24 protein-coding genes and 1 pseudogene are annotated in these 26,238 nt (G+C 37.3%); 18 read left to right on the top strand and 7 right to left on the bottom strand.

All coding sequences use genetic code 11. The features are described 5' to 3' along the window. Positions 1-6 precede the first annotated feature (6 nt). From aspA to JFV29_RS23365, 3 genes are all read left to right on the top strand, one after another. Entirely contained in the window at positions 7-1,437 is a 1,431-nt protein-coding gene (gene aspA / locus JFV29_RS23375) for an aspartate ammonia-lyase (protein WP_053348174.1), read from the top strand. A 407-nt stretch (positions 1,438-1,844) separates the two neighbouring features. Then, positions 1,845-2,876, top strand: coding sequence for a fatty acid desaturase (locus JFV29_RS23370; RefSeq protein WP_053347681.1), 1,032 nt, complete (start codon positions 1,845-1,847; stop codon positions 2,874-2,876). Between the two features lie 84 nt (positions 2,877-2,960). After that, positions 2,961-3,506 (top strand): response regulator, encoded by a 546-nt coding sequence (locus tag JFV29_RS23365; RefSeq protein WP_201186674.1) that lies wholly within the window; start codon positions 2,961-2,963, stop codon positions 3,504-3,506. A 398-nt stretch (positions 3,507-3,904) separates the two neighbouring features. Here JFV29_RS23365 and blaOXA read toward each other — a convergent pair whose 3' ends face one another. Continuing rightward, positions 3,905-4,699, bottom strand: coding sequence for a class D beta-lactamase (blaOXA, locus tag JFV29_RS23360; RefSeq protein WP_201186673.1), 795 nt, complete (start codon positions 4,697-4,699; stop codon positions 3,905-3,907). Between the two features lie 173 nt (positions 4,700-4,872). On the opposite strand from blaOXA, the gene JFV29_RS23355 reads away from it, so the two are divergent. From JFV29_RS23355 to JFV29_RS23345, 3 genes are all read left to right on the top strand, one after another. Beyond that, entirely contained in the window at positions 4,873-6,237 is a 1,365-nt protein-coding gene (locus JFV29_RS23355) for an aminotransferase-like domain-containing protein (RefSeq protein WP_201186672.1), read from the top strand. A gap of 317 nt (positions 6,238-6,554) precedes the next feature. Beyond that, a complete protein-coding gene (locus tag JFV29_RS23350) occupies positions 6,555-7,310 on the top strand; it encodes an AAA family ATPase (RefSeq protein ID WP_053347677.1) in 756 nt (251 codons plus the stop codon). A gap of 165 nt (positions 7,311-7,475) precedes the next feature. Next, positions 7,476-7,940 (top strand): DUF3291 domain-containing protein, encoded by a 465-nt coding sequence (locus JFV29_RS23345; protein ID WP_201186671.1) that lies wholly within the window; start codon positions 7,476-7,478, stop codon positions 7,938-7,940. Between the two features lie 72 nt (positions 7,941-8,012). Here the strand turns inward: JFV29_RS23345 and JFV29_RS23340 are convergent, their stop codons facing one another. Continuing rightward, positions 8,013-8,462, bottom strand: coding sequence for an AraC family transcriptional regulator (locus JFV29_RS23340; RefSeq protein WP_201188045.1), 450 nt, complete (start codon positions 8,460-8,462; stop codon positions 8,013-8,015). 916 nt (positions 8,463-9,378) lie between these two features. Here JFV29_RS23340 and JFV29_RS23335 point away from each other — a divergent pair. From JFV29_RS23335 to JFV29_RS23320, 4 genes are all read left to right on the top strand, one after another. Next, positions 9,379-10,572 (top strand): oxalate decarboxylase family bicupin, encoded by a 1,194-nt coding sequence (locus JFV29_RS23335; RefSeq protein WP_201186670.1) that lies wholly within the window; start codon positions 9,379-9,381, stop codon positions 10,570-10,572. A 45-nt stretch (positions 10,573-10,617) separates the two neighbouring features. After that, positions 10,618-10,881 (top strand): hypothetical protein, encoded by a 264-nt coding sequence (locus JFV29_RS23330; RefSeq protein WP_201186668.1) that lies wholly within the window; start codon positions 10,618-10,620, stop codon positions 10,879-10,881. A gap of 336 nt (positions 10,882-11,217) precedes the next feature. Then, entirely contained in the window at positions 11,218-12,078 is an 861-nt protein-coding gene (locus tag JFV29_RS23325; protein WP_201186667.1) for a transporter substrate-binding domain-containing protein, read from the top strand. Positions 12,079-12,595: 517 nt separating this feature from the next. After that, on the top strand, positions 12,596-13,216 hold the full coding sequence (locus tag JFV29_RS23320; protein WP_201186666.1) for a hypothetical protein: 621 nt from the start codon (positions 12,596-12,598) through the stop codon (positions 13,214-13,216). A 541-nt stretch (positions 13,217-13,757) separates the two neighbouring features. Here the strand turns inward: JFV29_RS23320 and JFV29_RS23315 are convergent. From JFV29_RS23315 to JFV29_RS23305, 3 genes are all read right to left on the bottom strand, one after another. Further along, entirely contained in the window at positions 13,758-14,603 is an 846-nt protein-coding gene (locus JFV29_RS23315) for a carbon-nitrogen hydrolase (protein WP_201186665.1), read from the bottom strand. After that, complete coding sequence (locus tag JFV29_RS23310) at positions 14,600-16,213, bottom strand: amidohydrolase (RefSeq protein ID WP_201186664.1); 1,614 nt, start codon at positions 16,211-16,213, stop codon at positions 14,600-14,602. Before JFV29_RS23310 ends, JFV29_RS23315 begins: the two co-directional genes overlap by 4 nt. 168 nt (positions 16,214-16,381) lie before the next feature. After that, positions 16,382-17,725 carry an APC family permease gene (locus JFV29_RS23305; protein WP_201186663.1) on the bottom strand — a complete coding sequence of 448 codons (1,344 nt, stop codon included), beginning with the start codon at positions 17,723-17,725 and terminating at the stop codon, positions 16,382-16,384. A gap of 925 nt (positions 17,726-18,650) precedes the next feature. Here JFV29_RS23305 and JFV29_RS23300 point away from each other — a divergent pair. Next, complete coding sequence (locus JFV29_RS23300; protein ID WP_201186660.1) at positions 18,651-20,009, top strand: IS1182 family transposase; 1,359 nt, start codon at positions 18,651-18,653, stop codon at positions 20,007-20,009. Positions 20,010-20,203: 194 nt separating this feature from the next. Here the strand turns inward: JFV29_RS23300 and JFV29_RS23295 are convergent, their stop codons facing one another. Both JFV29_RS23295 and JFV29_RS23290 read right to left on the bottom strand, forming a co-directional pair. Further along, entirely contained in the window at positions 20,204-21,160 is a 957-nt protein-coding gene (locus tag JFV29_RS23295; protein WP_201186656.1) for a patatin-like phospholipase family protein, read from the bottom strand. Between the two features lie 615 nt (positions 21,161-21,775). Continuing rightward, positions 21,776-22,282, bottom strand: coding sequence for a hypothetical protein (locus JFV29_RS23290; RefSeq protein ID WP_201186654.1), 507 nt, complete (start codon positions 22,280-22,282; stop codon positions 21,776-21,778). Between the two features lie 397 nt (positions 22,283-22,679). Here JFV29_RS23290 and JFV29_RS23285 point away from each other — a divergent pair, with 397 nt between their 5' ends. The 7 genes and pseudogenes from JFV29_RS23285 to JFV29_RS23260 all read left to right on the top strand — a co-directional run bounded on the left by JFV29_RS23285 (position 22,680) and on the right by JFV29_RS23260 (position 26,237). After that, the gene (locus tag JFV29_RS23285; RefSeq protein ID WP_201186653.1) at positions 22,680-22,889 is read left to right on the top strand and encodes a hypothetical protein; all 210 of its coding nucleotides are present in this window, start codon (positions 22,680-22,682) and stop codon (positions 22,887-22,889) included. Positions 22,890-23,168: 279 nt separating this feature from the next. After that, entirely contained in the window at positions 23,169-23,540 is a 372-nt protein-coding gene (locus tag JFV29_RS23280; protein ID WP_056529927.1) for a VOC family protein, read from the top strand. A gap of 469 nt (positions 23,541-24,009) precedes the next feature. After that, complete coding sequence (locus JFV29_RS23275; protein WP_201186650.1) at positions 24,010-24,225, top strand: hypothetical protein; 216 nt, start codon at positions 24,010-24,012, stop codon at positions 24,223-24,225. Positions 24,226-24,385: 160 nt separating this feature from the next. Further along, a complete protein-coding gene (locus JFV29_RS23270) occupies positions 24,386-24,802 on the top strand; it encodes a VOC family protein (protein WP_201186648.1) in 417 nt (138 codons plus the stop codon). 129 nt (positions 24,803-24,931) lie between these two features. Then, on the top strand, positions 24,932-25,114 hold the full coding sequence (locus tag JFV29_RS30035; RefSeq protein ID WP_207205168.1) for a hypothetical protein: 183 nt from the start codon (positions 24,932-24,934) through the stop codon (positions 25,112-25,114). Between the two features lie 280 nt (positions 25,115-25,394). Further along, positions 25,395-25,577: pseudogene (locus JFV29_RS23265) on the top strand (SLOG family protein); the annotation flags it as partial. A 300-nt stretch (positions 25,578-25,877) separates the two neighbouring features. Continuing rightward, the gene (locus tag JFV29_RS23260) at positions 25,878-26,237 is read left to right on the top strand and encodes a BlaI/MecI/CopY family transcriptional regulator (RefSeq protein ID WP_201186646.1); all 360 of its coding nucleotides are present in this window, start codon (positions 25,878-25,880) and stop codon (positions 26,235-26,237) included. Position 26,238: the final 1 nt, after the last annotated feature.

The raw sequence follows: 26,238 nt of genomic DNA, 5'->3' as shown, positions 1-26,238 counted from the left end.
GGGGAAATGATGATAGACGAGAGAACATGCCGAATTGAGAAAGACTTTCTAGGTGAAAAGGAAATACCAGCAGATGTTTATTATGGAATACAAACTATGCGCGCTGTAGAAAATTTTCCGATTACCGGTTACAAAGTCAATGAAGAAATGATTCGTGCACTAGCCATGATAAAAAAAGCAGCCGCTTTAGCAAATATGGACACAAAACGTTTGTATGAAGGAATTGGAAGCGTTATCGTTAAAGCTTCAGATGAAGTGATTGATGGAAAATGGCATGAATATTTCATCGTTGATCCAATTCAAGGTGGCGCGGGTACATCGATGAATATGAATATCAATGAAATCGTTGCGAACAGAGCGTTAGAATTAATGGGGCACGAAAAAGGTGACTATGCAAAAGTTAGTCCAAACAGCCACGTTAACATGTCGCAGTCAACCAATGACGTATTTCCAACTGCTATTCATTTATCAACACTACGACTATTAGAGCAGTTAATAAAAACAATGACAAAGATGGCGTCAGTTTTAAAGGCAAAAGCAAAACAATTTGATCATGTTATCAAAATGGGCCGTACACATCTTCAAGATGCAGTGCCAATTCGTCTCGGCCAAGAATTTGAAGCATATAGTCGCGTGCTAGAGCGAGATATAAAAAGAATTAGTCAATCACGTCAGCATTTATATGAAGTGAATATGGGAGCAACAGCTGTTGGAACTGGATTAAATGCAGATCCACGTTATATCGAAAATGTTGTTACTTATTTAGCTGAAATTAGTGAATTGCCACTTGTAGGTGCAGAGCATTTAGTAGATGCAACACAAAATACGGATGCCTATACTGAAGTGTCAGCTGCATTGAAAGTATGTATGATGAATATGTCTAAAATTGCTAATGATTTACGTTTGATGGCATCAGGGCCAAGAGCTGGGTTAGGTGAAATCTCGCTTCCGGCACGTCAACCAGGTTCATCAATAATGCCAGGAAAAGTAAATCCAGTAATGCCAGAATTAATTAATCAAGTTGCTTTCCAAGTAATTGGGAATGATAATACGATTTGCTTAGCATCAGAAGCAGGACAATTAGAATTAAACGTAATGGAGCCTGTACTTGTATTCAATTTATTGCAATCAATTAGCATTATGAATAATGCATTCAATGTCTTTACAGATTATTGTTTAGAAGGTATTGAAGCGAATGAGCAACATTTAAAAGATTATGTCGAACAAAGTGTTGGAGTGATTACAGCAGTCAACCCGCACCTTGGTTACGAAGTGGTTTCACGTATTGCACGTGAAGCGATTTTAAAAGGCAAATCAGTTCGCGAACTTTGCTTACAGTATGATGTGTTAACAGAAGAAGAATTAGATTTAATTCTAAACCCTTATGAGATGACAAAGCCTGGTATTGCAGGTGCTTCTCTTTTCGATCGAGAATAACTTTAATATATAGAATTTTTATTGGAAGAACTATGCCTATTATGCCCTAAAGGTTAAAGGCATAGTTCTTGATTTTTTTATTCTTAATTTGAACTTTTGAGTTAGCCTTTAGTGAAGGCTAACTTTTTTTAGATTTAGAAGCTATTTTGGGGGCAGCATTCTACCAAGACCCCATAGAAACGCATTGACTACTCCTAGAATTAAAGGCTAAGGAAACTAGGATGTTTCTGATATTACGTCCTTTGTTCAGAAATTTAGGGAAATATCATAGGCAAGTGTGTAGTATAAATTTAACTTGTACATGACAAATGTCATATGCTAGTCATGACACCAGGTACTAACAATGTCATTTTCCTTCCTTTATAATATGAAGTAACAACAAAAACAAAAGGAAGTGCATTTGAATAATGACCATACAAAATACTAAAAACTTGAGAAAACAAGTTGCTCCTTTTGAACAATCAACCACAAAGGAAAGTATATGGCAGATTATCAATACGTTGGGGCCATTTATTATCTTATGGTACTTAACATATATAAGCCTTTCCGTTTCTTATTGGCTAGCATTAGTTCCAGCCGTGATAGCTGCTGGCTTCTTGACACGAATTTTCATTATTTTTCATGATTGTACCCATCATTCATTTTTTAAAAGCCGCCGTATCAATAGAATAGTGGGGACAGCTATGGGTGTTTTAACGTTATTCCCGTTTGATCAGTGGGGGCATGAGCATTCTGTTCATCACGCTACAAGTGGTAATTTAGATAAGCGAGGTACGGGAGATATTTGGACACTTACGGTGGATGAATATTTGGCAGCACCACTTAAACTACGTTTAGCCTATCGTTTTTATCGCAATCCATTGGTAATGTTCGGAATAGGTCCAATTTATGTTTTCCTTCTTAAAAATAGATTTAACCGAAAAGGTGCTCGAAAGAAGGAAAAAATGAATACCTATTTGACCAATGTACTAATCGTTGTTTTAGTAGGATTACTTTGCTTGGCAGTTGGTTGGCAGTCGGTTCTTTTAGTACAAGGTTCCATATTCTTAATATCAGGTTCAGTAGGCATTTGGCTGTTTTACGTACAGCACACATTTGAGGATTCTTATTTTGAAGAAGATAAGGAATGGGAATATGTAAAAGCAGCAGTGGAAGGAAGTTCTTTTTATAAGCTTCCAAAACTGATGCAATTCCTTACTGGTAATATCGGATACCATCATGTGCACCATTTAAGTCCAAGGGTACCTAACTATAAACTAGAAGAGGCACATAATAATACCCTTCCTTTAAAGAACGTACCAACGATTACTCTTGCTACAAGTTTACGGTCAATCCGTTTCCGCCTGTGGGATGAGGAAAATAAGAATTTTATTGGCTTCAAAGATTTAAGATATGTAGCGGAAAAAAGTGTTTCTGCTAAAGTGAAATCTGAGATTTAACTGCACCATTTATGGACAGACTCCCCTTGATTATAGGGGGAGTCTTTGATTAATATAAAACTGCCCGGTAAGGAGAGAACTTAAATGATTCGAATTGTAATTGCAGAGGATCAGGAAATGCTGTTAGAGGCAATGAGTTCCCTACTTAATTTTGAAGATGATATTGAAGTTGTCGGGCAAGCGCGTAATGGAGAAGAGGCACTTACACTTGTGCACCAATTACAGCCGGATGTTTGTATCATGGATATAGAAATGCCTGAAAAGAGTGGAATTGAGGCAGCAGAAGCTTTAAAGCCATTTGATTTCAAAGTAATTATTTTAACAACTTTCAGGAAAAATGGTTATTTTCAACGTGCGTTAAAAGCTAATGTAAGAGGATATTTATTGAAGGACAGCCCAAGCGACGAGTTAGCCTGTTCGATTCGCAGTATAATGGATGGAAAGCGAATTTACTCCCCCGAACTTATAGATCATGCTTCCAACAATAATGAACAGGATATGGGAGTGTTAGGACTGTTGGCCGATGCTCAAACCACAATTGAACCCTCTAATCAGCAAGGTAACACAATTGGGACTGTAAGAAAATATTTTTCAACAATCAAAGATAAAATGAAATTACCAACCGGTTAGAAATTATTAACTTCACCCAAAAATAAACAACTTCTCAGGAATCTACTTGTGAGATTTATGTTGTAATAGATTAAAAATTCTTTTTGAACTCTTTTTCTATTGTGGAAAGGAGTTTTTGTTTTTTTTTTATGACTGAAGGAGAAGAGTCACGGGTCGAAATCCTTCAAAAAACCGCAAGTATGCTGACCAACACTTTGCTTAATGTGTCATTCATTGCCATACATACACTTATGTAAAATTGTTGTAGCTTAGGTAATATGAAAAAGGTTTCTGTTTTGGTTGGAATATCAGTCTAAGAGAAGGCAGAACATAAAGGAAATTAAAAGGAACCTGAATCAATCGGTTCCTTTTAATTTTTCCTCATATTGTAAAATCTAATTAGAAGCATACGTGAAGGTTTATTCGTTAATAATTTTCAACTCTTTCAGAACATCTACTGTAATCGTCTTTGCTTTGCTTCCGCTTCCGTTAATGTTCGTTGCAAAGACCCATTTCCCTTTGTCTGTTTCGATGTAACCTACATACCAGCCTAATCCCAGATCGGAAAGGCGTGTACCTGTTTTTCCGTGGAGAACATATGAGTCTGCTTCTTCATTAATCATGATTCTCTTTACTGTTCTCATATGCTGTTTATCAAAGGGTAGTTTTTCTTCTACGAGGTTCTCCATAAAACGAGCTTGTTCTTGGGCAGATATTTTTATGCTGCTGTCAAGCCAGAAATGATCAATCCCACCGGATATATCCCTGTTACCATAATTGATTCGATTCACGTATTTCTGCATATCCTCTGCACCAATATCTCGGGCCATTTCTTGATAATACCAGATCACTGAATGTCTCATGCCTGAAGCCAGGGTATGATCCCTGTTCCAATCCTCAAATTCCCTAAGTACACCATCCCAGCGCTTCACTTCATATTCATCATGTACGGCTTTTGTCTGTAAGCCGATTAATGCATTTGGCACTTTAAAAGTCGATTCTGGAGTAAAGCGCACTTTACTTCTCTTTTTGTTATAGATATATACCTTATCAGTTTTAATGTTTTGTATTACGGTTGTCCCTTGTACCCCATCGAACGATTCCCCAACTTGCAGTACTTTCACCTTCTGGTTGTTTGCACTTACTTGAATGCTGCTCATTGAACCACTAAATTGGAGTACAATAAGCATTAGAAATACCTTTAGGGTTTTCATTTCACACTCTCCTTAAAGTCATGGATTGATGGATCAGCAGCAATGCAGGCCTTCATTACTGCAATCAAAAATAGTTAACAAGATTTGATAGCTAAAGTATACTTATTTCCGTTGAGAAACTAAACGATGTTTTTCTTATGCTGTGCCCATACAGATTAGAAGGGAAGGGAAAAATGGTGAGGATATACGAGGAGATTATCGAGGTCATTAATCATCGGCTAGCTCAAGGTTCATTGGGGACAGGGAGCAAGCTGCCTTCTATCAGGGCTTTATCGGACGAGCTCTCTTGCAGTAAAAACAGTGTGATCAAGGCGTACCAGGAAATGGAGAATAGACATTTAATCTATTCTGTTCCCAAGAGTGGTTATTATGTTGTCGAGGACTACTCTCTTCGCCAAAAGGGTCACATAGAGAATGAGAAAATAGATTTTTTGTCTGCAGGTCCCGATAAACATTCAATGCCATATCTTGACTTTAAACATTGCATCAACCAGGCGATTGATTTATATAAAGAAGAAATGTTTTCCTATTCAGAGATTCAAGGATTGCGTTCGCTTCGTTTAGAGCTAGCGAAGCATTTACAGGACCTCCAGGTTTTTACCGTACCCGAAAGAATATTTGTTGTAACTGGATCTCAACAAGCCCTTCATCTTTTTGTCCCACTTCCATTTCCCAATGGAAAGAATAATATTTGCATTGAACAGCCAACACATTCTGGATTCATTGAGTCTCTAAAACATCAGAATGCTGTTGTTTATGGAATAGAGGTAACGAAAACTGGGATAGATTTGCATGATTTGGAACAAATATTTAAAAAGAATAGCATCAAGTTCTTTTACATAACTTCAAGGTTTCATAACCCAACTGGTTACAGTTATTCGAATGCTGAAAAAAAGAAGATTGTGGAATTGGCACAACAATATGATGTCTATATCGTTGAAGATGATTATATGGGAGATCTTGATTTCAATTTGAAGCAGGACCCGATGTTTGCCTATGATACCTCAGGAAGGGTTATCTATACAAAAAGCTTTTCTAAGATATTACTTCCTGGTTTGAGGCTGGGCCTGACAGTCATACCTGACTCGATGAAAGAAGTATTTTTGCAGGCCAAATTTGCTGCAGATTTACATACCCCTGTTCTTACACAGGGTGCACTAGAAATTTACTTCAAAAATGGAATGTTTCATGCACATATAAAAAAAATGAGGGAGATGTATAGAAACAAAGGGAGGCTATTACAGACAGCCTATAGAGATCATCTGCCTTCTTCTGCTTCTTTTTCCGGTTCATTATCGGGTTTTTATTCAACCATTGAATTACCTTATCCTCTAAAAGCTAAACATCTCATTGAACATTTAATGATGGAAAGTGTGTATGTGGACGATGTTGGAAAAATGTACATGCCAGAATGTAAAAAAGAAAATGTTATTCGACTTAGTGTTTCTCAAATTGAAGATGATTCTATCAGTATTGGTGTACAAAAAATTGCCGAATCTATTAGGAAACTTCTTAAACAGAGAAACATGTCTATGTGAATTTATGTAAAATATGACTAGGTGACAACTAATTAATTCAAAGAACCTAATTTAGAATCTGTTTCTGGGAATGGTGAAGCACATGTCTTAGTAAGCAGAATAACTCTAAAGAATAGAAGATAACTAGCTAAATTAAACCTCTATAAAATTCTGAGAAACGGGAGATTACACTTTATATTAAGGGAATATAGTGTAAATAGATCTGCTATACTTTATGATAATGATACATATGAAGCTCGCTTTATTTGTCGTAAAGGTTCCTAGAAGTTTATATGGTTATAGCTAAAGAATTGTAATTTGACACGAGGTGATTAATAATGAAGCTATATCATGATTCACAGTTTATCAGGGGTACCTACCTTAAAAGAGATCAAATTTCCTCATATGAAAATTTCCCACTTAATCTACCTGTAATTAAGCACTTGCAAGAATTAACTTTTCATCCCAATGTTACTTATATTATAGGTGAAAATGGAATGGGGAAGTCAACCTTGCTTGAAGGGATTGCTATTGCATTTGGATTTAACCCAGAAGGTGGAACTTTAAATTTTAACTTTTCCAGTTATGATTCACACTCAAATTTAGAGCAATATCTCCGTTTAAAAAAGGGGGTATATAAGCCGAAGGATAGTTTTTTCTTTAGGGCGGAAACCTTTTATAATTTAGCTACAAATATAGAGGAATTAGACAAGGAGCCATCGAGTGGTCGAAAAATTATAGATTCCTTTGGAGGAAAATCACTTCACCAACAATCTCATGGTGAATCTTTTTTTTCAGCTTTTATAGAACGATTTCAAGGCAATGGTCTGTACATCCTAGATGAGCCTGAAGCAGCTTTGTCACCACTGAGACAAATATCGATGTTAGCCAGAATAAATGAACTTGTTAATCAAGGGTCCCAGTTTATCATTTCCACCCATTCTCCGATAATTATGGCCTATCCAGATGCTAAAATTATTGAAATAAAAGAGGGTGGATTGAGTGAAGTAACTTTAGAGGAGTCCAATCACTATTTATTAATGAAACAGTTTTTTGAAGATAAAGATCGGTTGCTTCATCATCTATTCCAATAAGTGTAGCTCAAGTGTTCTTCTACTAACGGGTGCATTACTACAATAAGGGAGGTTGCTGAGGCGACCTCTTTCTTATGCAACTAAAGGGGCAGGTTAGCTGAAGAAGGAATTTTCACATTTTCACTTGAATATATCTAGGAAAAGACTATAGATGGAGGGCTATTTATGGCATTAGTTTCAATCTATACTGTTGGTAGGCTAAACCACCCCTATGACCACCCTGCCTCTCGTGAATTTTTTCAAGTGGGAAATGAAGTATATCGTCAGGCAACTAAATCAGGACTTATAGAGGCGTTTTCACCTGAAGGAGTCCCTTTCCCAGACAAAACCGTAAAGGGAAATGGTTCTCCTATTCTCACACTAACTGTATGGAGAAGCCTTCAATCCTTATATCGCTTTACCTATTCAGGACAGCATATGCAAGCATTACGAGATAGAAGCAGATGGATCGAGCCATATCCAGAGAAACACCTTTCTTATGTAGTTTGGTGGACAGAAAAGGAGACGGATGTCTCATGGGAGGAGGCATTCAAGAGATATAACTATTATATTCAGCATGGTCCCACTCCTTTTGCATTTGATTTTAAGCATGCATTTGATGAAAAAGGAGAGACGTTCTTGATTAAGTAGCAGGGTTACCCTTTATTAATTGGGAAATTATCCATTGATAAAGTATCAAACTAGAAAAAAGCTAATCAACTATTACGGTTTTACTGGTACGCATATTTCGCAATAAGGGTTATTAACCATATCACCAGTGTATCTTTCCAAGATGGGTTTGTTATCAATTTGATATCCAAATCTTTGTATAGATGGAAAAATTTCAGCATATGCTTTTTGAATATCTTCTGCTGTATGTTTGATTTCGTAAATAAGGTATTTTCCACCAGAAAGTTCACTTTCGCAAATTGAATCATCCATTTGAGAATCCTTTGAAATCACAATACAAGCATCAAACCTACAGTTTTCAGGAAGTGTTGTCTCAGGGTTATCTTGTGGAATTGCAAGTAGGATTGCCGATTTAAGAAGATTTTTCTCCCTAGCCCATTCTTTTAACTTCTCCATTACTTCAATATTTTCAGGACCATATGGACCAACTCGTCGCACATAAGCGATACGATAGTTTGGAAGTGTTTTGACTTTAAATTTCATAAATTCTTTCTTCCTTTCTTTGTTTATATTTGTTTGATACATTTTGAATGTAGCATGCTTTAAAAATATATACATTTTAATTTTTAAATTTTTTTGAGTTAAATAATAGTTTTGCTTCTTCGGCTAAAGGGTGCTTTACATCACTATCAATCTTCAATAATCGGGCGCGATTCTTTAATAAGGATCGCTTTTCTTAATGAACTAACGGGTGCGTTAGCTTAAGATCGGAGCTGTCTTTAAGGCAGCTTTTTCTTTATGCAACTAACGGGGCAGTTTAGTTGAATAAGGGGGGGGAGAAAAAATTTCCTGATGAAATATACTAAATGTAAAAGTATTCTTTAAAGGATATATTAATAGCCATCGAATAGGGGTAATCAACTTTGAATTATGTAAGATTTTGTATTTATCAATTCATCTTATTTTCAGCACTTTCTGTTATCAACATTCCTCTTGATAAATACATAGGTAAACCATTTACTTCTGTTGATTTAATAGCAATATGTATAAGCTTACCTATCATAATCATCGTTTACCGAGTAGTAAGTAAGATATATAGACAATTCGAGAATATTAGGTTGCGAAATAAGATATTAATTTCAATACCAACTTTTATATTATCAATCTTGTTTATAGGGTTACTGGGGCAATTGTTCTTTTAGTTTTCTTCTTAAACGAACGGGTGCTTTACTTTAATTAGAAGTAGAGCCCTTTTCTTATTCAAGTAACTAGCAGTTTAGTTGAACAACAAAAATTTTAGAAGTGGTTTCTAATATTAATTTTAAACTAAGGGAGCATTTCTTCATTAAGGGATGCCCCTGTATTTTTTATTAATAGGCACAGTAACCATTTGAAGCCCAAGTCATACACTATGAAAAAGAATTTTCCCTTAATAATCCCATAAACGAGGAGTGTAATGATGGATAAACGAACTATTAATCAATTGGGTGGGAACGTGCCTCAACCTATCCGAAGTGATGGAGCTGGAGGGATTGACTCTGGCCCGCGTAATATTATGCGAGATATTCAAAATCCGAATATGCTCGTCCCACCTATTACAGATGCAGGCTTAGTTCCTAACTTGAAATTCTCATTCTCAGACACTTCTATGACATTAAATCACGGGGGATGGTCACGGGAGATCACCGCCAGGGAACTTCCGATAGCGACTACTCTTGCTGGAGTAAATATGAGCTTAACGGCCGGCGGAGTACGTGAACTCCATTGGCATAAACAGGCAGAATGGTCTTATATGCTGTTGGGACGGGCACGTATAACCTCGGTTGACCAACATGGACGAAATTTTATTGCCGACGTGGGGCCTGGTGACCTTTGGTACTTTCCCCCAGGTATCCCACATTCGATTCAAGGGTTGGAACATTGCGAATTTCTGCTCGTCTTCGATGACGGAAACTTTTCCGATCTTTCAACCTTATCCATCTCCGACTGGTTTGCACATACTCCAAAAGATGTTTTGTCGGCCAATTTTGGAGTACCAGAGAGTGCGTTTAACTCCATTCCTTCTGAACAGGTATATATCTATCAGGGGGAGGAACCAGGTTCACTGGAAAGTCAAGAAGTCCAGTCACCCTACGGTGAAGTCCCTTTTACCTTTAAGCACGAGCTGTTGAAACAAACACCAATCAAAACGCCTGGTGGTAGTGTACGAATTGTGGATTCTTCCAACTTTCCAATTTCAAAAACAATCGCAGCAGCACTCGTTGAGATTGAACCGGGTGCAATGAGAGAACTTCATTGGCATCCCAATAACGACGAGTGGCAGTATTACCTTACCGGACAAGGGCGAATGACTGTATTTACTGGAAACGGTGCAGCACGTACATTTGATTATAGAGCTGGTGATGTCGGATATGTACCCTTTGCTACTGGACACTATATTCAAAACACGGGTACAGAAACATTATGGTTTTTAGAGATGTTCAAAAGCGACCGCTTTGAAGATGTGTCGCTGAATCAATGGATGGCACTGACTCCTAAAGAATTAGTTCAAAGCAACTTAAATGTTGGATCAGAATTTCTCGATTTTCTACGCAAGGAGAAATGGCCAGTTGTGAAATATCCCGGGTTTTCCTACTATCCAAAAAACAGGTAGATAAGAGTAGATTTGTTTATCCATATAGTTGTGGAGGTGATTACTATGTACAAGACAATTTACGACCATGCAACTGAGATTACACAAGCTGTTATAAAAGCAAGAGGGGAAGCGATTAATGGCGAAAAAGAATTGATAGAAACTTACCTAAGTGATGAGGCTGTTACCAACTTATATAAAAAAACATTTAGAGTTCTATCTGACCAATTAATTTTCTATGAGGTTGCAGTGGGGAAGAATTATTTCCTCCAACCATCGAACTATTGTCAACCAGGGGTGGTTTATCGAAATTCCATGGATGCTTTTTAAAATTAGTTGGAAAGTATGAAAAAATTCTTTTAAAAAGTTTGTTCTTAAGGAGTCCTATGAGAATTATCTTGAAGGACCTTTCTTTATTAAGTTTTTGTGAAACTTTGAACTTAAACTAACGGGTGCGTTAGTTCAACAAGAAATTAAATTAGGACTACACATTTTAGATATGTCTAATATGTGTAGTCCTTTTAATATCAACTGTTACGCTAATCTAACCTAAATATAAAAAAGTGGCATTTTTATTTGTTTTGAAGGTGATTCATTGATGTTGTCGTATTTTAATAATTGGTAGATTATTTCTAAAAATATAGCAAAAAATGGAGGGGGAATCACATGTTTAAAGATTGGAAAAAAACACTAATGGCTGGAGTGATCAGCTTATCCTTGCTAGGTACAGGGTACGTCGGTCACGACCTGATCTCCTCGCAAATCGTATCGGCTAAACCCGCATCAGAAAATGCACCAGGGCATTTGAAAAATGTTGAGACTTCCCAGCTTGATGAAATAATCGAACGAGGATACATTCGGGTAGGAATGACCGGGGACTACAAACCTTTTACCTATTTGAACCCAGAAACAAATGAGTATGAAGGCTTTGACGTGGACGCTGCCAAAGAGCTTGGCAAAGACCTCGGTGTGGAGGTAGAATTTGTCGCTACCACATGGCCAACGATGATGAAAGACCTACAAGCGGACAAATTTGATATCGCTGTGGGCGGTGTGACTCGCAACACAGCCAGACAAAAAAGCGCTTATGTATCCCAAGGTTACCTTTCATTCGGTAAGGTGCCTTTGATTCGCAAGAAAGATAAAGACAATTATCTTACCATTGAAGATATCAACAAGCCTTCTGTACGCATTGGCGTAAATCCAGGCGGAACAAACGAAGCATTTGTTCGTCAGTATCTAAGCAATGCTAACGTAACTGTTGTAGAAAACAATCTTGATATCCCTCATCTTGTTGCAGAAGGTACGTATGATGTTATGATCACAGACACAGTAGAAGCAATGCTGTATGCTAAAGCTGATCCCAGACTGTATGCGGCTCTAACTGACAAGCCTTTCACAAACAGTGAAAAAGGTTATATGATCCCACGAGGTGATTTCATTTATGCAAGCTACTTGGAAATGTGGATGGATGAAATGAAGCTCCAGGGAAAATTTGACGACCTCTACAAAAAGTGGATGGAATAGAATATAGATATGCTCCTTAAAAAGCTACCCTTAATACTGCCGTGTCAGTTTCTAGGGAAGCTTTTTTTTGTAAAAATAAAATCAGAAGAGTAAATTACTTCGCCTTTTTCTTGTTTCACTAACGGGTGCTTTACTAAATAAGGGAGGTTGCTAAGGCAACTTTTTTTGTATGCAAGGCAGGATTGATAAACAAGAAACACATGTTTTATAATATCTTTGATTACTCCTCTTGGTCATACACTGTGGGTTCTTTAACTGGTATAGTTTTATTTGGACTTATAATAAAGGTGCTTCGCAGGAAAAGATAACTGAATTTATTCTAAACTAATTCTTCTTAAACGAACTGTTGCGATACCTCAATAATGAAGTGTCGCTTTTTTTGAAGAGCATATGGGGCAGAATAGTTCAGTAATTTGCACGCCCGAATATACTGAAAAAGGGATGTGGTTTTTTTTATCGCCAATGCCAAAGAAAGGTGTAATGATCAAATACTTAAGATGAAAGGAAACCTTTATTCATGGTACAAACTTCAAGAATCATTTCTAGAGCTGCTGTTCGCGGATCTGCAAGTGGTTTACTATTCATGGCGTTTTTCGGTACGCTTTGGGCAGGCACAGGTGTAATGGGATTGCAAGGTTGGGGATTTCCTTACGTGGAGTTAGTTGCTGTTTTCGTAGGTATTACGTTGATTATTGGTGGGATTTCATTAATACGAGCATCAAAACGATTATCTAATCAGGTCTCACAAGAAGAGGCCAGGCGCTGGAAGCGTATAAGGTTTTGGTTTAACATAACCTTCATTGCGGAAGGTTTGGCAATCGGGATTGCAATTGCCATCTGTAACGCAACTAATTTTACTGATCTAATACCGGCAATTATCGCCTTAATTGTGGGTATTCATTTTTTACCTTTGGCGCATCTTTTTCAATTAAGAATCTACTATGTTACCGGATTACTCCTCTGTTTACTTGCGATTATTACATTACTGGTTGTGCCTGAGAGTGTCACGCTGTTTGAGCATCAAATCATTGCACCGTTATCGATAATCGGCTTCGGCTCCGCACTAATCCTTTGGACAACTGCATTGACGATATGGCTAAAGGCTAAAAAATTGCTAGGTATCGTCCCGCAATTATAACCTAAATAGTGAGACCGGAATTTACTTCGAAAAAGTGCGTCTATTGTACAAAAAAGTGAAATGCAGAGTAATTTTCTTATACAGCTAATTGGGAAGGCGTGAATAAAACTTCCTAGCGCCATACCAAAAGCCACTGAATTGGCAGGCGATGATTGAAGAGTTTATCATGACAGATGAAATTTGAGAAAAGGTGAAGGACGATCCATATGAAGTCATTATCAAAAGCAAGGATGACGAACGAATGACTTAAAGGAAGAGGGACTGTCTTATATAAAATAAGGCAGTCCCTTCAGTTTATTATGTTGTTTTTTAATTCAATAAATTGGTAGGACCCCAATCCGTGATTATTATTTGTTTCCTCATATACATAATCCGAACGAAATATAGCAAGAGTTGCATTATGCTCTTATATCTACATAACGTTTATTCGGTTTATTTGAGCTAACTTCAAAAGAGTTACCAATTAGTTTTATTGGATTCAACATTTTCTAATAGAAAATTATAAATGATTAGTACGTACTTATACATAGGACAGGTACCCCTAACATTGTTCCAAAATCGGCCCGTATGTATCCGTTCGTCGATCCCTTAAAAATTGTAGGAGATTTCTTGCAAACTCGATTTCTTTTATATTGATTTCCTGGACCAGGATTCCTTCCTCTTCATCTAATGATTGGACAATATCCCCCATTGGATTGCTTATGAAACTTCCACCATAGAATCTCATATCTTTTTCTTGGCCGACTCGGTTAACCGCAGCTACAAATACTCCATTGTGAATGCCGTGTGAAGAGATGGCTTTGGTCCAGGTTCTTCTAGTGGATAGCTCTGGATGATCCGGCTCCGAACCAATTGCGGAGGGATAGAATAGTATATCTGCTCCCTTCAATGTCAAAATACGGGCTACCTCCGGAAACCACTCGTCCCAGCAGATGCCGATTCCAATCTTCCCAAATTTCGTATCGTACACTGGATACCCTGTATTTCCTTGCGTAAAGTAATATTTTTCATGGTATTGAGGCCCGTCTGGGATATGGTTTTTCCGTGTTGTGCCTAAATGTTGTCCATTTTCATCAAAAACTGCAGCACTATTAAAATAAATCCCTTTTGCTACCCATTCATAGAAAGGAACGATTAACACGATTCCTAGCTCTTTGGAAAGTTCCTGCATCTCCTTTATAGCTACGTGGTCTAAAGGGATTGCTAATAGATAATTCTCTACAGAAACTGTTTGAGCAAAGTATTCAGAATGATAGAGTTCCTGTAAACAAATAACCTTTGCTCCTTGAGCTGCAGCTTCTCTGACCTTCACTTTTGTTTTTTCTACATTCACTTCAATTCGTTCATCACAAGTCAATTGAATTAATCCTATCTTCACTTTGCTCATATGGATACCTCCCCAACAATTTCATGGACAACCCTACCGTCTACCATGGTAAAAACAACATTTGCATCTTTGATTTCCTCATATGGGACATCAAATAAGTTACGGTCAAGGACAATAATATCTGCAAGTTTTCCAGCCTCAATTGTTCCTAGTTCTTTTTCACGGAAAGACCCATATGCCGGAGCCGCAGTATAAGCAAGTAGCGCATCCTTTAATGAAATTCGTTCCTTTTCATCCCATGTTACACCTTCATCATCTAGCCTTGTAACAGCACGATAAATCCCTGACAACGGTTCCAACTTTACAACTGGATAGTCGGTGCCAAATACAACATTTGTGCCATTATCTATCATCGTTTTTAGTAAAAAGGTATATTTCATTCGCTCTTGCCCGATTAAGTCCTCGTACACCTCCCTTTGTGAAACGTTGATATGTTCTGGCTGAACAGAGGCAAGTACTCCTAGTTTGTTAAACCTTTCAATGTCATCAGGATGAATCATTTCTACATGCTCTATTACATGACGGGAATCTCTCACCCCATTTTTCCGCTGTGCTGCTTCAAAAGAATCCAAAGCTAATTTAACCGCTCCATCCCCAATACAATGGAAGCGAACCCGAAATCCTTCTTCATCAGCTTCTACTGTCCAATTTTTAATCGTCTCCTCAGGAAAAACTGTATTCCCCTTTGTCGTTGGATTGTTTGCATATTCATCTAGCAAATAGGCAGTATGACTGGTGGTGACTCCATCGACAAACTGCTTGAAGCCACAGAATTGAACCAAATTGGATGTATATTTCTCACGTAAACTTTTTGCCAGTCCCAAATCTCCGTTTAAGGGAGCAACAAAATGAATTCTTGCAGTTAACTTACCTTGTTTTTCATATTCACCATACAATTCAGCTTCTTCCACACCCATTTCTGGGATCCTTAATAAATCATGAACAGAAGTAACTCCGTATTTAGCTGCTTCACGTAAAAAATTATTGAGTAACTTCTCTTGCATTTCAAGATTAATAGGTAATGCTTTCGTGACAAAACCTACAGCGTGCTCAAGTAATAATCCTGTAGGCTCCCCATTTTCATCCCTAACAATCTCGCCGTATGGAGGATTTTTCGTATTTTTATCGATTCCTGCCAATTCCAACGCTTTGGAATTCACCCATGCACTATGAAATTCAGCCTGATATAACAGTACCGGTCTGTCCGAAATTACTTCGTCCAAGAAGGATCGATGCGGCTGCCCATCCTCCCAAAGGCTTTGTTCCCAGCTACACCCTATGACAAAGGGGTCATCTATTTTGGTGTCTGCGTATGCTTTAACCATCTCAGCGGCATCTTTTGCCGATTTCGCTGAATTGAGCCGAACGCTATCATTCAATAAACCTCCTAACAACAAATGGATATGGAAGTCATGGAAACCCGGCATAATCAGTTGATCACCAAAATGGTAAATCTTCGTCTGACTATCTACATATTCAGCAAAACAACCTAATTCTAAAACTTCTATAATTTTATTTTCCTTGATTAATATAGACGCTGGAACGGGAGAGTCTGTTGACCCAGTTAAAACTGCATTCCCACTAATAACAATATCTGCTATGATCGGCATTGTAACCTCTCCTTATAGAGTAAAATCTTATTTTCGCATGCCACTTGTTTTATTTAAAAAGTGCAAGTTCTATGCCAAATTAACTCTGGCTGTTCACCTAATCCTATAAAAATGCTATTACTTTTGATTATTGTATCTTCTTTTATCATGATAATTTCCCCTTTATTTTTAAGTATGTTCACCTGATAGGTTTATTTCTGGTGGTGACTCTTTAAATCCTTTTGTTAATACCAGCATGTACACAAACCCAAGCACAAACCAAATCCCTCCAAGTACTTTTGAGTGAATATCTAAGTTCACAAGTAACCATAAATCAAGAACGGCTCCAATAAGTGGGATGATTAAATATAGAATGGTTCCTTTGAAAGATCGCTGTTTGTTCTTGATAAAGTAATAAAAAATTACAGAGAGATTAACACAAGTGAAGGCAAGGAAGGCTCCGAAATTTATAAATGAAGCAACTAATGTCAAACTTAAAACTAATGCAAGTAGTGAAAACCCACTAATTACAAGAATGTTATTAACAGGAGTGTTATATTTTTTATGAAGAGTTCCGAAGAATCGCTTCGGTAATTGTCCATCACGCCCCATTGCATAGAGGACACGTGATGCACTTGCTTGAGAAGACATTGCAGATCCAAAGGCGGTGAACCCATAGACAGCTAAGAAGAGAGTAGCAAATGTTTTTCCGCCAACTAATGTAATAATTTCATTAGCTGCTGCATCCGCATTACTGAACGTATCATATAAAGGCCATACGTTATGTGCAAAATATGAAACGGCTATAAATAGAATTCCTCCTGTAAACATGATGATATAGATTGCGCGGGGAATGGTTTTTTCAGGTTGAATCGTCTCTTCAGCAAATGCTGTAGCAGAATCAAACCCAAGAAATGAGAAACAAAGAAGTGCTGCTCCTGCGACTATGAAAGAAAAGTGCTCATTCGTATTATAAAAAGAATCAAAACTCCAAAGTGTACCCGTTCCTGTGCCACCGGTAATTTCACGGATGGATAATCCGATAAATATAGCGATGAAAAGAATGGCTAAAATTGTAAGGAGAGCATTTGCTTTTGTCGCTATTTTTACACCTATCACATTAATCACTGTCACAATCAACAGTAAACTTAATACCCAAACATATGCCGGTATAGATGGAAAAGCTGCCGAGAAGAAAATGCTAAATAATAAGTAGTTGACCATTGGAATGAATAAATAATCCATTAAAATCGACCAACCTACGAGAAAACCAGCATAAGAATTGATTGATTTTTGGGTGTACGCATAAGCAGAACCTGCTGAAGGTATAACCTTTGCCATCTGTCCATAACTGTATGCCGTAAAGAACATCACACCTAAAGCGAGTAAGTAGGATCCTGGAACCATACCATGAGATAATTGAGCCGCGATTCCATATGTACTAAACACAGTGGCCAACGCCATAAATGAAAAACCAAATAGAACGACAGGAATAAGCGTTAACGACCTCTTCATCCCTTTTGAATCTGACATATAACAACCCCCTTTATTTCTGTTTTAGTTTCTACAAATAAAACAAAGCAAAAAATATGCCATTTTCTCATAATTAGTAAACGACCTTCTTTTGTGGTGACACAAGCCTTAAGAAATCCTTTATCAAATGAGAAGAAATTTGTACTTGAGACCACAATTAAGTTCCAAAAACATGTAAAATTGCATACCTTATTCACATTTGCATAAAAAATCACCCTATTTAAAGTAATCTACTTTAAAAGGATGTCATTGTTATTCGTACACTAGGGGTCCTACATTACTCTATTAGATTGTGAGGGTTTATACTTAAACTAGATTTCAAAAAACATTACGTGAAATAGAAGTGCCTAACTTTTTCTTGTTAAACTAACTGGTGCGTTTGTTCTTTAAAGAGCTGTGACGATCAGCTCTTTTCTCATGGAGCTAAAGGGCAGGTTTATTCAAGAAGGACTTCATAACTCAATGCAGAATATTAAGGAAAAATATATATTTTAATGTAATGATCAGATATACAGGGGGCACCTAAGGAAGGTTGCTGAGGCAGCCTTTTTCTTATGGCACTAACAGGGCAGATTAGTTGAAGAAGAACTGAATAAATAAATAAATAAATAAATAAATAAAAACAGCCAGGTTCTGGCTGTTCAGACTGTAGACAAACTCGATGAAAATCGAGTTTGTCTACAGTTTTTTGAGGGGTTGTAAAAATTCGACGTTGATTTCCACTCCAAGCACTCGCTTTCCGCGGGCGGTCAGGGAGCCTCCTCGGCGCCTTTGCGCCTGTGGGGTCTCCCTTGGACACGCATTTCCCGCAGGAGTCTCGCACCTTCCGTTCCAATCAACTTTGTTTTAACAATTAGATATAACCACTTTTGCCTACAGTCCTTTTTGTTTTAATATAGAAGTACTAAAACTTGAGGTGATGACGATGCTTTCGAAACATAATTCTATTCAGCGAGATCAACTTGAAATGATTACTTTGGATCAACTGGTGCCAGCGAACCATTTGGTTCGTAAAATTGAGGGAGCCATTGACTTCACTTTCATTTATGACTTGGTGAAAGATATGTATTCAGAGATAGGGCGCCCAAGTATTGATCCAGTTATTTTAGTTAAATTGACATTCATTCAATATACCTTCGGTATTCGTTCGATGCGTAAAACGATTGAAGAAGTTGAAACGAATATGGCTTACCGTTGGTTTTCAGGTTACGGTTTCCATGATAAAGTACCTCACTTCTCAACGTTCGGGAAAAATTATGAGCGTCGCTTTAAAGATACAGACCTGTTTGAACGGATTTTTTATCGTATCTTAATGACAGCTTCAGAAAGAAAGTTAATAAGTGCAGAGCACGTATTCGTTGATTCAACACATGTGAAAGCCAGTGCGAATAAGCGGAAATTCGAAAAGAAAATCGTTCGTAAGGAAACACGAGCATATCAAGGACGCCTTCAAGAAGAAATAAATCAAGATCGTGAAAACAATGGAAAGAAGCCTTTTCCACCGGATAAATTTGATAAAGAAGAAACCAAAGAAATTAAAGAAAGTACAACTGATCCTGAGAGTGGCTACTATGTAAAAGATGAACGAACAAAACAGTTTGCCTATTCATTTCATGCGGCTGCGGACCGCAACGGTTTTGTGCTGGGGACGATTGTAACACCGGGAAATACGCATAATAGTCATATCTTAGAGCCTCTTGTTGAACAAGTGATTGAGAAAGTTGGAAAACCTGAAGCTGTTGCCGCAGATGCAGCTTACAAAACACCAGCCATTACAAGCTACCTTTTTGGGAAAGAAATCACACCAGCTTTACCCTATACATGTCCACGAACAAAAGAAGGGTTCTTTCGCAAGCATGACTATGTTTACGATGAACATTTTGATTGTTATCTCTGCCCATCGGGCGAGATTTTAAAGTACTCAACAACAAATAAAGAGGGCTATCGCGAGTACAAATCACCCAAACACACTTGTGCGACATGCTCATTTTTATCACAGTGTACAGTAAGCAAAGATCATCAAAAAGTGGTGACACGCCATATCTGGCAAAATTATATGGAAGAAGCAGATCATCTGCGTCATCACAAGGATGTAAAACCTATATATGCGAAACGTAAAGAAACAATAGAGCGTGTATTCGCAGATGCAAAAGAAAAGCATGGTATGCGTTGGACTACTTTAAGGGGACTTAAAAAATTGTCGATGCAGGCGATGCTTACTTTCGCTGCCATGAATTTAAAGAAGATAGCCAATTGGACATGGCAAGGTCCAAGAATGGCTTAATAAAGTGGGCTCGTAGAGGCCCAATCTCTTAATCTTGAGCAAAATTCAAAGGGAATTTCAAAAGGGGTCCGGAATTAAAACATTCCGAACCCCTTTTGTCTACAAACTGAACAGCCAGGTTCTGGCTGTTTTCTTATAAAAAATCCAAATTCTTAAAATGAAAAAAATTCAATCAGATTTATGGGATAATTTTATTAATTCCAGTTTTTCTCTATAAATTGAATTGCAGATTGTAAATTTGTTTTGTTAGCAATTGAAATGACAGTGGGAACCACAGAAGGGTCCGTTTTGGATAAATTAGGGATCCGTGGATTTAACCGAAAAAAACGATTTCCTAGAAGCTGAGAACTGACCATGGATTCATAGTAACCGGATCCACTAGCGATTATTTGAAGAAATGGCAGTAAGGGTTCATTGGGCGATCGGTCCAAAAGAACTCCCCAATTTGGGGGAAGGTTCTTCATATTTTCGGGGCGTATGTTATCTGCACTCACCATCCCCCACCCCTTTGTATCTCTTCTTAATTGAGTCGGCTCTTCACCTGTTCCAATGGATAATACCGCAATTTGATCCAACGGCTGTTTGGCTTTCCCCACTGCAAACGCGATACTGGCTGTACTGGGGTTAGTTGCTACTGTATACCCATCCACGTAGTTTTGATAGGCTCGTTGCGTCGCGGGAGCACCACTGCTCCGTAGTATTACATCACTCGCTTTCTCATTTAAATAGGGAGAGCCAGGAAAGTTGTGGAATAACACAGGAGTCCAACGATTCAGCTCCGGTGAGAATAAATGAAATGCAGGGACAACAATTCGTCTTTTTAAGTCTTTGAGGAGAAGATCTGGTGGGAAAAATGTTTGTACCGCTTTAATGAAACCAGAATATGGTAATTGTTGGTTATAAACAGGTCCACCTGGTCGGGAAACGCTGAATGCCGGCAGGATTTTATCCTTAAAAAACTGGAGTGTCTCCTTCGGCGATCTTCCACTTGCTAACGCAAGGGCAGTGAATGAACCGATTGAATTTCCCGAAAAAACATTGGTTCGACTAATTAATTTTGGATTTTGCTGAGCCAGTCTGTTCAAAAGTTGTAAACTTAAAGCCCCTAAGGTGCCGCCTCCATCAAAGGTCATGATCCGATATTTTGTCAAAGCTGATTTCTCCTTTCTAATCTGATCATAAGTATCATTCAGTATATGTTTTATTTCGTGTCTAATGAATACCTCTTTGACCTGACATCCTTCAGGAGCCGGATTATGTAGCTAAACATCCAAGGAAAGACTCCATCGAGTATATAAAAAGATACTACGACGAGGATAGAGGAGACTACGTTTGAGTGGCAGTACGGGCATACCAAACGGGAATTTATTATGCATGTACTTTGTTTGTAATGGGTGATGAGAAAGTCAGAAAGTACGACCAAAAAAAAGCCATAGCGGTGGGCTACGGCTTACTAGCATGCAAGATTTAGCGGGTGATAATCCTTATCTCCAACGAGGGAAATGAGCACCCGTTTGCTTTCAAATGCTCAACTATAATATTTTCTACTTCTCCAAAGGTATAATCATCCCTTTGTTTTTCAGCTGCCGAACCTTGATTCGAAATCAGAAAAAGCCCAAAAACTATTGTGTTACAACAAAGCTTTACAAAGTATTGTACATTTAATCAATATTTAACTTTTTTATATATTTTTTGAAATTAATGTATGTATAATTAACTTTGTATTAAAAATTAGGAGGAGTTATATGAGAAAAATATTAATTTCGTCACTTTGTACTATTTAGCCAATTATCAACCTCTTTTTGGATCTCTTTTTCCAATTTATGAACAGTACCTTGTTTGTTGTTGATTGCTTTTTTGGCATATTTTTTAGGAAACATCTCTTCAATTGATTTTGTATATTCTGCTCCATCTTCTGGAACCCTGTACTCTTTTACTACGTATACATTTTTCTCTTTTGCTAATTTAATCAGTACAGGATAAGAAAACCCTGCTTTAATTTCGCCTCCAGTTACTTTATCATATCCCTCATAAACAGTGTGAAGATAAATGTTGGTTAAACCATCTTTTTCCTCGGTCCCAAAAATATTGTGAGCTTCGAATTGTTTATCAGTCGAACTGACAGAAGCTTTACCTTCTTCTATTATTGTATCTGTAATGAATTGATCCATATCTTCTGTCACTGTAACCTCACTATTAGAACATCCAATAATGACTACAGATAAAGCTAGAAGCATGGCTAGAACCTTATTCTTTCCTAATGAAAATTTCAAAAAAAACCTCCTGAGCAGTCTAATGTGTTTTTCCTATTATTAACAAATATATTGTAACATTTTTTATCGCAGTATTTTATTATTTAAATAATTATTTTCCCTAATTTGCAAATAATTGAACCTCGATATGAATTTTCATTCGGATACTCCTTAACTTGTCCAACAGATCAATTCTAAGTAGATGATCTGTTTTTTTATATGTAATAAACATAAAGAAAAAATTATAAATCTACTTGGACTTATTAGGAGGGAGTTTAATAAGATATCTTCCATCTGTTTAATTGAGTGCCAGCTCATGTTATAATGGATAACTTAAGATAATTACTATTTTTACCTATAATTGAACGGATGCCAAGAAAAGCCTCCGCATAGCGATAAAATATGGAGGTGTAAGAGAATGAATAAACAATGGACGATTGGTAAAATTAAAGATTTTGTTGAGAACAATTCGGAAAGTAAGTTGCTAACGACTGAATATCACGGTTTTTCTCAAAAGTTACTATTTAAATGTACATGTGGTAGCAACTTTGAAAAAACATTTACGAAATTTAAAAATAATAACCAACGTAAATGTGACGTGTGCCAACCGCCTAAAGCGACACGATAATGTATAGCGAATAAACGAAGTGCCGATTTCTATTAATGAGAAGTTGGCACTATTTTTATTTTAGGGGGAATAAAAGTGGATTTCACTAAAGTGGCAGATTAGTTGAAGAGTGCTGTTTGACCTTTGTTCAACAATTGGGCCATTTAATGGAATATTAACTGGGCTTTGGTTTTACTTTATAAAAATTGGACAAACTGAAATGTGTTCTTCAAAGTAATGATGTATACTTAATTTACGCAGCGAACTTTCTGAATTATTAATTTTTTAAATGGAGGAATTATGAAACTAGGCGCATTCTCTGTAAGTTTAAGTGTAAAAGACATTAACAAATCAAAATCATTTTACGAAAATTTAGGATTTCAAGTCTTCGGAGGGGATATTACCCAAAATTGGCTCATTATGAAAAATGAAAGTTGCATAATTGGACTATTCCAAGGAATGTTTGAAAAGAACATTCTAACTTTTAATCCAGGATGGAATGAAAATGCCGAAAATCTCAATTCGTTTACGGACATTCGAGACATTCAAAATCAGCTTAAAGAAAATGGAATTAAAATACTGTCTGAAGCAGATGAAACAACCGAAGGGCCTGCAAGCTTTACAATTGAAGATCCTGATGGTAATCCCATTCTTGTTGATCAACACAGATGAAATGGAGGATGCAACAGGAACATATAATTATCCTTTAATAAACGTGAAATTCACTATTTAAGGTGACGGTAAAAATGTAGAACATGAGAAGTTATGGGTATTGAGTCTTGAAAAGGTCTCCCTTTATTATGTTAGATTGTTCTCCAATTTTCGATTAATTTATGAATCTATTCAATACTAAAAGGGGTTCTTTCTTTTGTCGTCATAAGGATGGTTTACTTGAAATTTATTAAATTTTCAAGTCACCCTTATGAATCTACAAAAAAACTAAATTATTTATTCAAAAAAGGGTGCGATTCTTTAATAAGAATCGCTTTTTTTATAGAACTAACAGGTACTTTACTTCATTACCAGGAGCTGATCAGCAGCTCCTTTTCTTATGGCACTAAAGGGGAAGTTTAGTTGAAGATGAAAATCGTCTATTATAATTAAATATTAAGGTTGTATCTATTCCATAGGAGGATTCAAAATGGCTAAAGAAAAGGCTAAAAACATAGTAACAAATGGAGATGTTTTTGCTGTGAATTTACCAAAGGGTAAATATGGAGCAATAAGAATTGCTGACCAGATAGACAATTCTTATCTTATTATCACTACACCATATATCGGAACAGAAAAGCCATCTATTGAAAATGAACTTTTGGTTGACGTTCTTCTTGAGAATCGCTTTTTTGGCGTTAGCTGAAGATCAGAGCTGTCTTTAAGGCAGTTTTTTCTTATGCAACTATCGGGGCAGGATAGTTGCATAAGGATTTTTTCCAAACAAGAAGGAAAGATTATAATAAGCATTGAAATTATATAGGGGTGAGTGATTACTGCATCTCTATATCAGGAGGTTGTTAGGTATGTCGAGAGAATTATGGTTGAACCTGCCAGTGCGAGAACCAGAACGGGCAAAGGCGTTTTATACCCAGCTCGGTTTTCGGTTGAATGAGCAGTATGCGAGTCAAGACGGCTCATTTAGCTTGATCGTCGGCGACAATCAGGTTGTTTTGATGCTCTTCCCGGAATCCGCGTTCCGCGGTTTTGTTGGTAATGCGGTTGCGGATTCGTGGCAGGGCACTGAAGTGTTATTCTCTCTGGGGGCGAACTCCAGGGATGAAGTTGATGAGTTCGCCTTGAAAGCCGAACGTGCCGGCGGCACTGTATTCAGCAAGCCGGGCGAGAAGGGTGGCTGGATGTACGGCTGCGGTTTTGCCGATCCGGACGGTCATCGGTGGAACGCGTTGTATATGGATATGAGCAAAATGCCGCAAGGCTGAAAACCCGATTCGCCATTTCGGGACGAGTGTTTAAACAGAAAGTCAAATAAAGTTACTTAACTACCGGGTGCGATTTACACAGTAAACCAAAATGAAATCAATACTATATTGAGACTAGTCAATCCGAAAATGCTGTATATATATGAAATGAGAGTAGAAGATTTATCTATAATCGGCTCACTTAAAGATGTTGAGGTAGTGTCGCTTGACTGGAATTTAAAAGCAACTTGTTTATGGGATTTATCTAATAATTCTTTACAGTTTGCAATGTATTTTCAGCCTTGCTTATTTAAAGAATCGAGGACCATTTGAAACGAAACTTCGAATTTGGACAAATTGGTCTTGGAACGGACAGATTAAGATAAAACAGAACGGAAGTACTTTACATGAATAGTGACTCCAAAGAGGACTTTACAGATACATGGTGGTTTTTAGGCCTATGTGCTGCTGTAGCTGTAGTCTTAACACTATTTGCATTTTAATTAACATTTAACCTTACTTGGGTACAACTATACAACCTATTGGAATTCGTTTTCACCTGCCCCTTACTGTATATTAGTACTACATAATATACAGCTTATGGGGCGTTTTGTTGCTACAGCGAATTATTATCACTGGCTATAAACCACACGAACTAGGGATTATCAATGACAAGCATCCTGGCGCTATCGTGAAAAAAGCGCTTGAAGACCGTCTACGTACACTTATTGATGAAGGGTTAGAATGGGTTATTATTAGTGGTCAGCAAGGTGTAGAATCATGGAGTGCTAGGTTACATTGAATTCAGATTTGCTTTAGAACCTGCACTTAAAATTCAGATTGATGTCACCTGTGAAGTGAAGCCGAGGCAAATTAAAAGAGTCATCATCGAAGAAGACTTTACTAAGCTTTTATTGAATTTTAAATGGGTTTAGACACAGTATCCAAAGGTTAATTTATCCGTATAATTATGCCCTTAAAATGGATTCTCTCTAACGGACTATCTCAATAGTCTTGACAACTACAGACTATCGCGGTAGTATTGGTGTGTGGCAAACTATTGCAATAGTCCACTAAAGAAAAGGAGCATGCGCGTATGCAAGTTAAATTGTTTGATTCGGAATTACAAGTCATGAATATTTTATGGGAAGAAGGCGATTTGACAGCTAAACAGCTCACACAAATGTTAAACGAACGAATAGGTTGGAATAAAAATACCACCTATACAGTCATAAAAAAATGTATAAAAAAAGAGGCCATTGAAAGAATTGAACCTAACTTTATCTGTCATCCAATCATCAGAAAAGAACAGATACAAGAACAAGAAACGACGGAATTGATTGATAAAATATTTAATGGTTCTAAATCTTTACTATTCGCATCCTTACTAGACAAGAAAAAAATGTCCGCGAGTGAGATCGATAAATTAAAGCAAATTGTTAAAGATTTTGAGTGAG

Origin of the sequence: Peribacillus sp. TH16 (genome assembly GCF_016651095.1) — a bacterium.
GTDB classification, from domain to species: Bacteria; Bacillota; Bacilli; order Bacillales; family DSM-1321; genus Peribacillus; species Peribacillus butanolivorans.
This window is presented reverse-complemented; position numbering and strand designations above follow the sequence as displayed.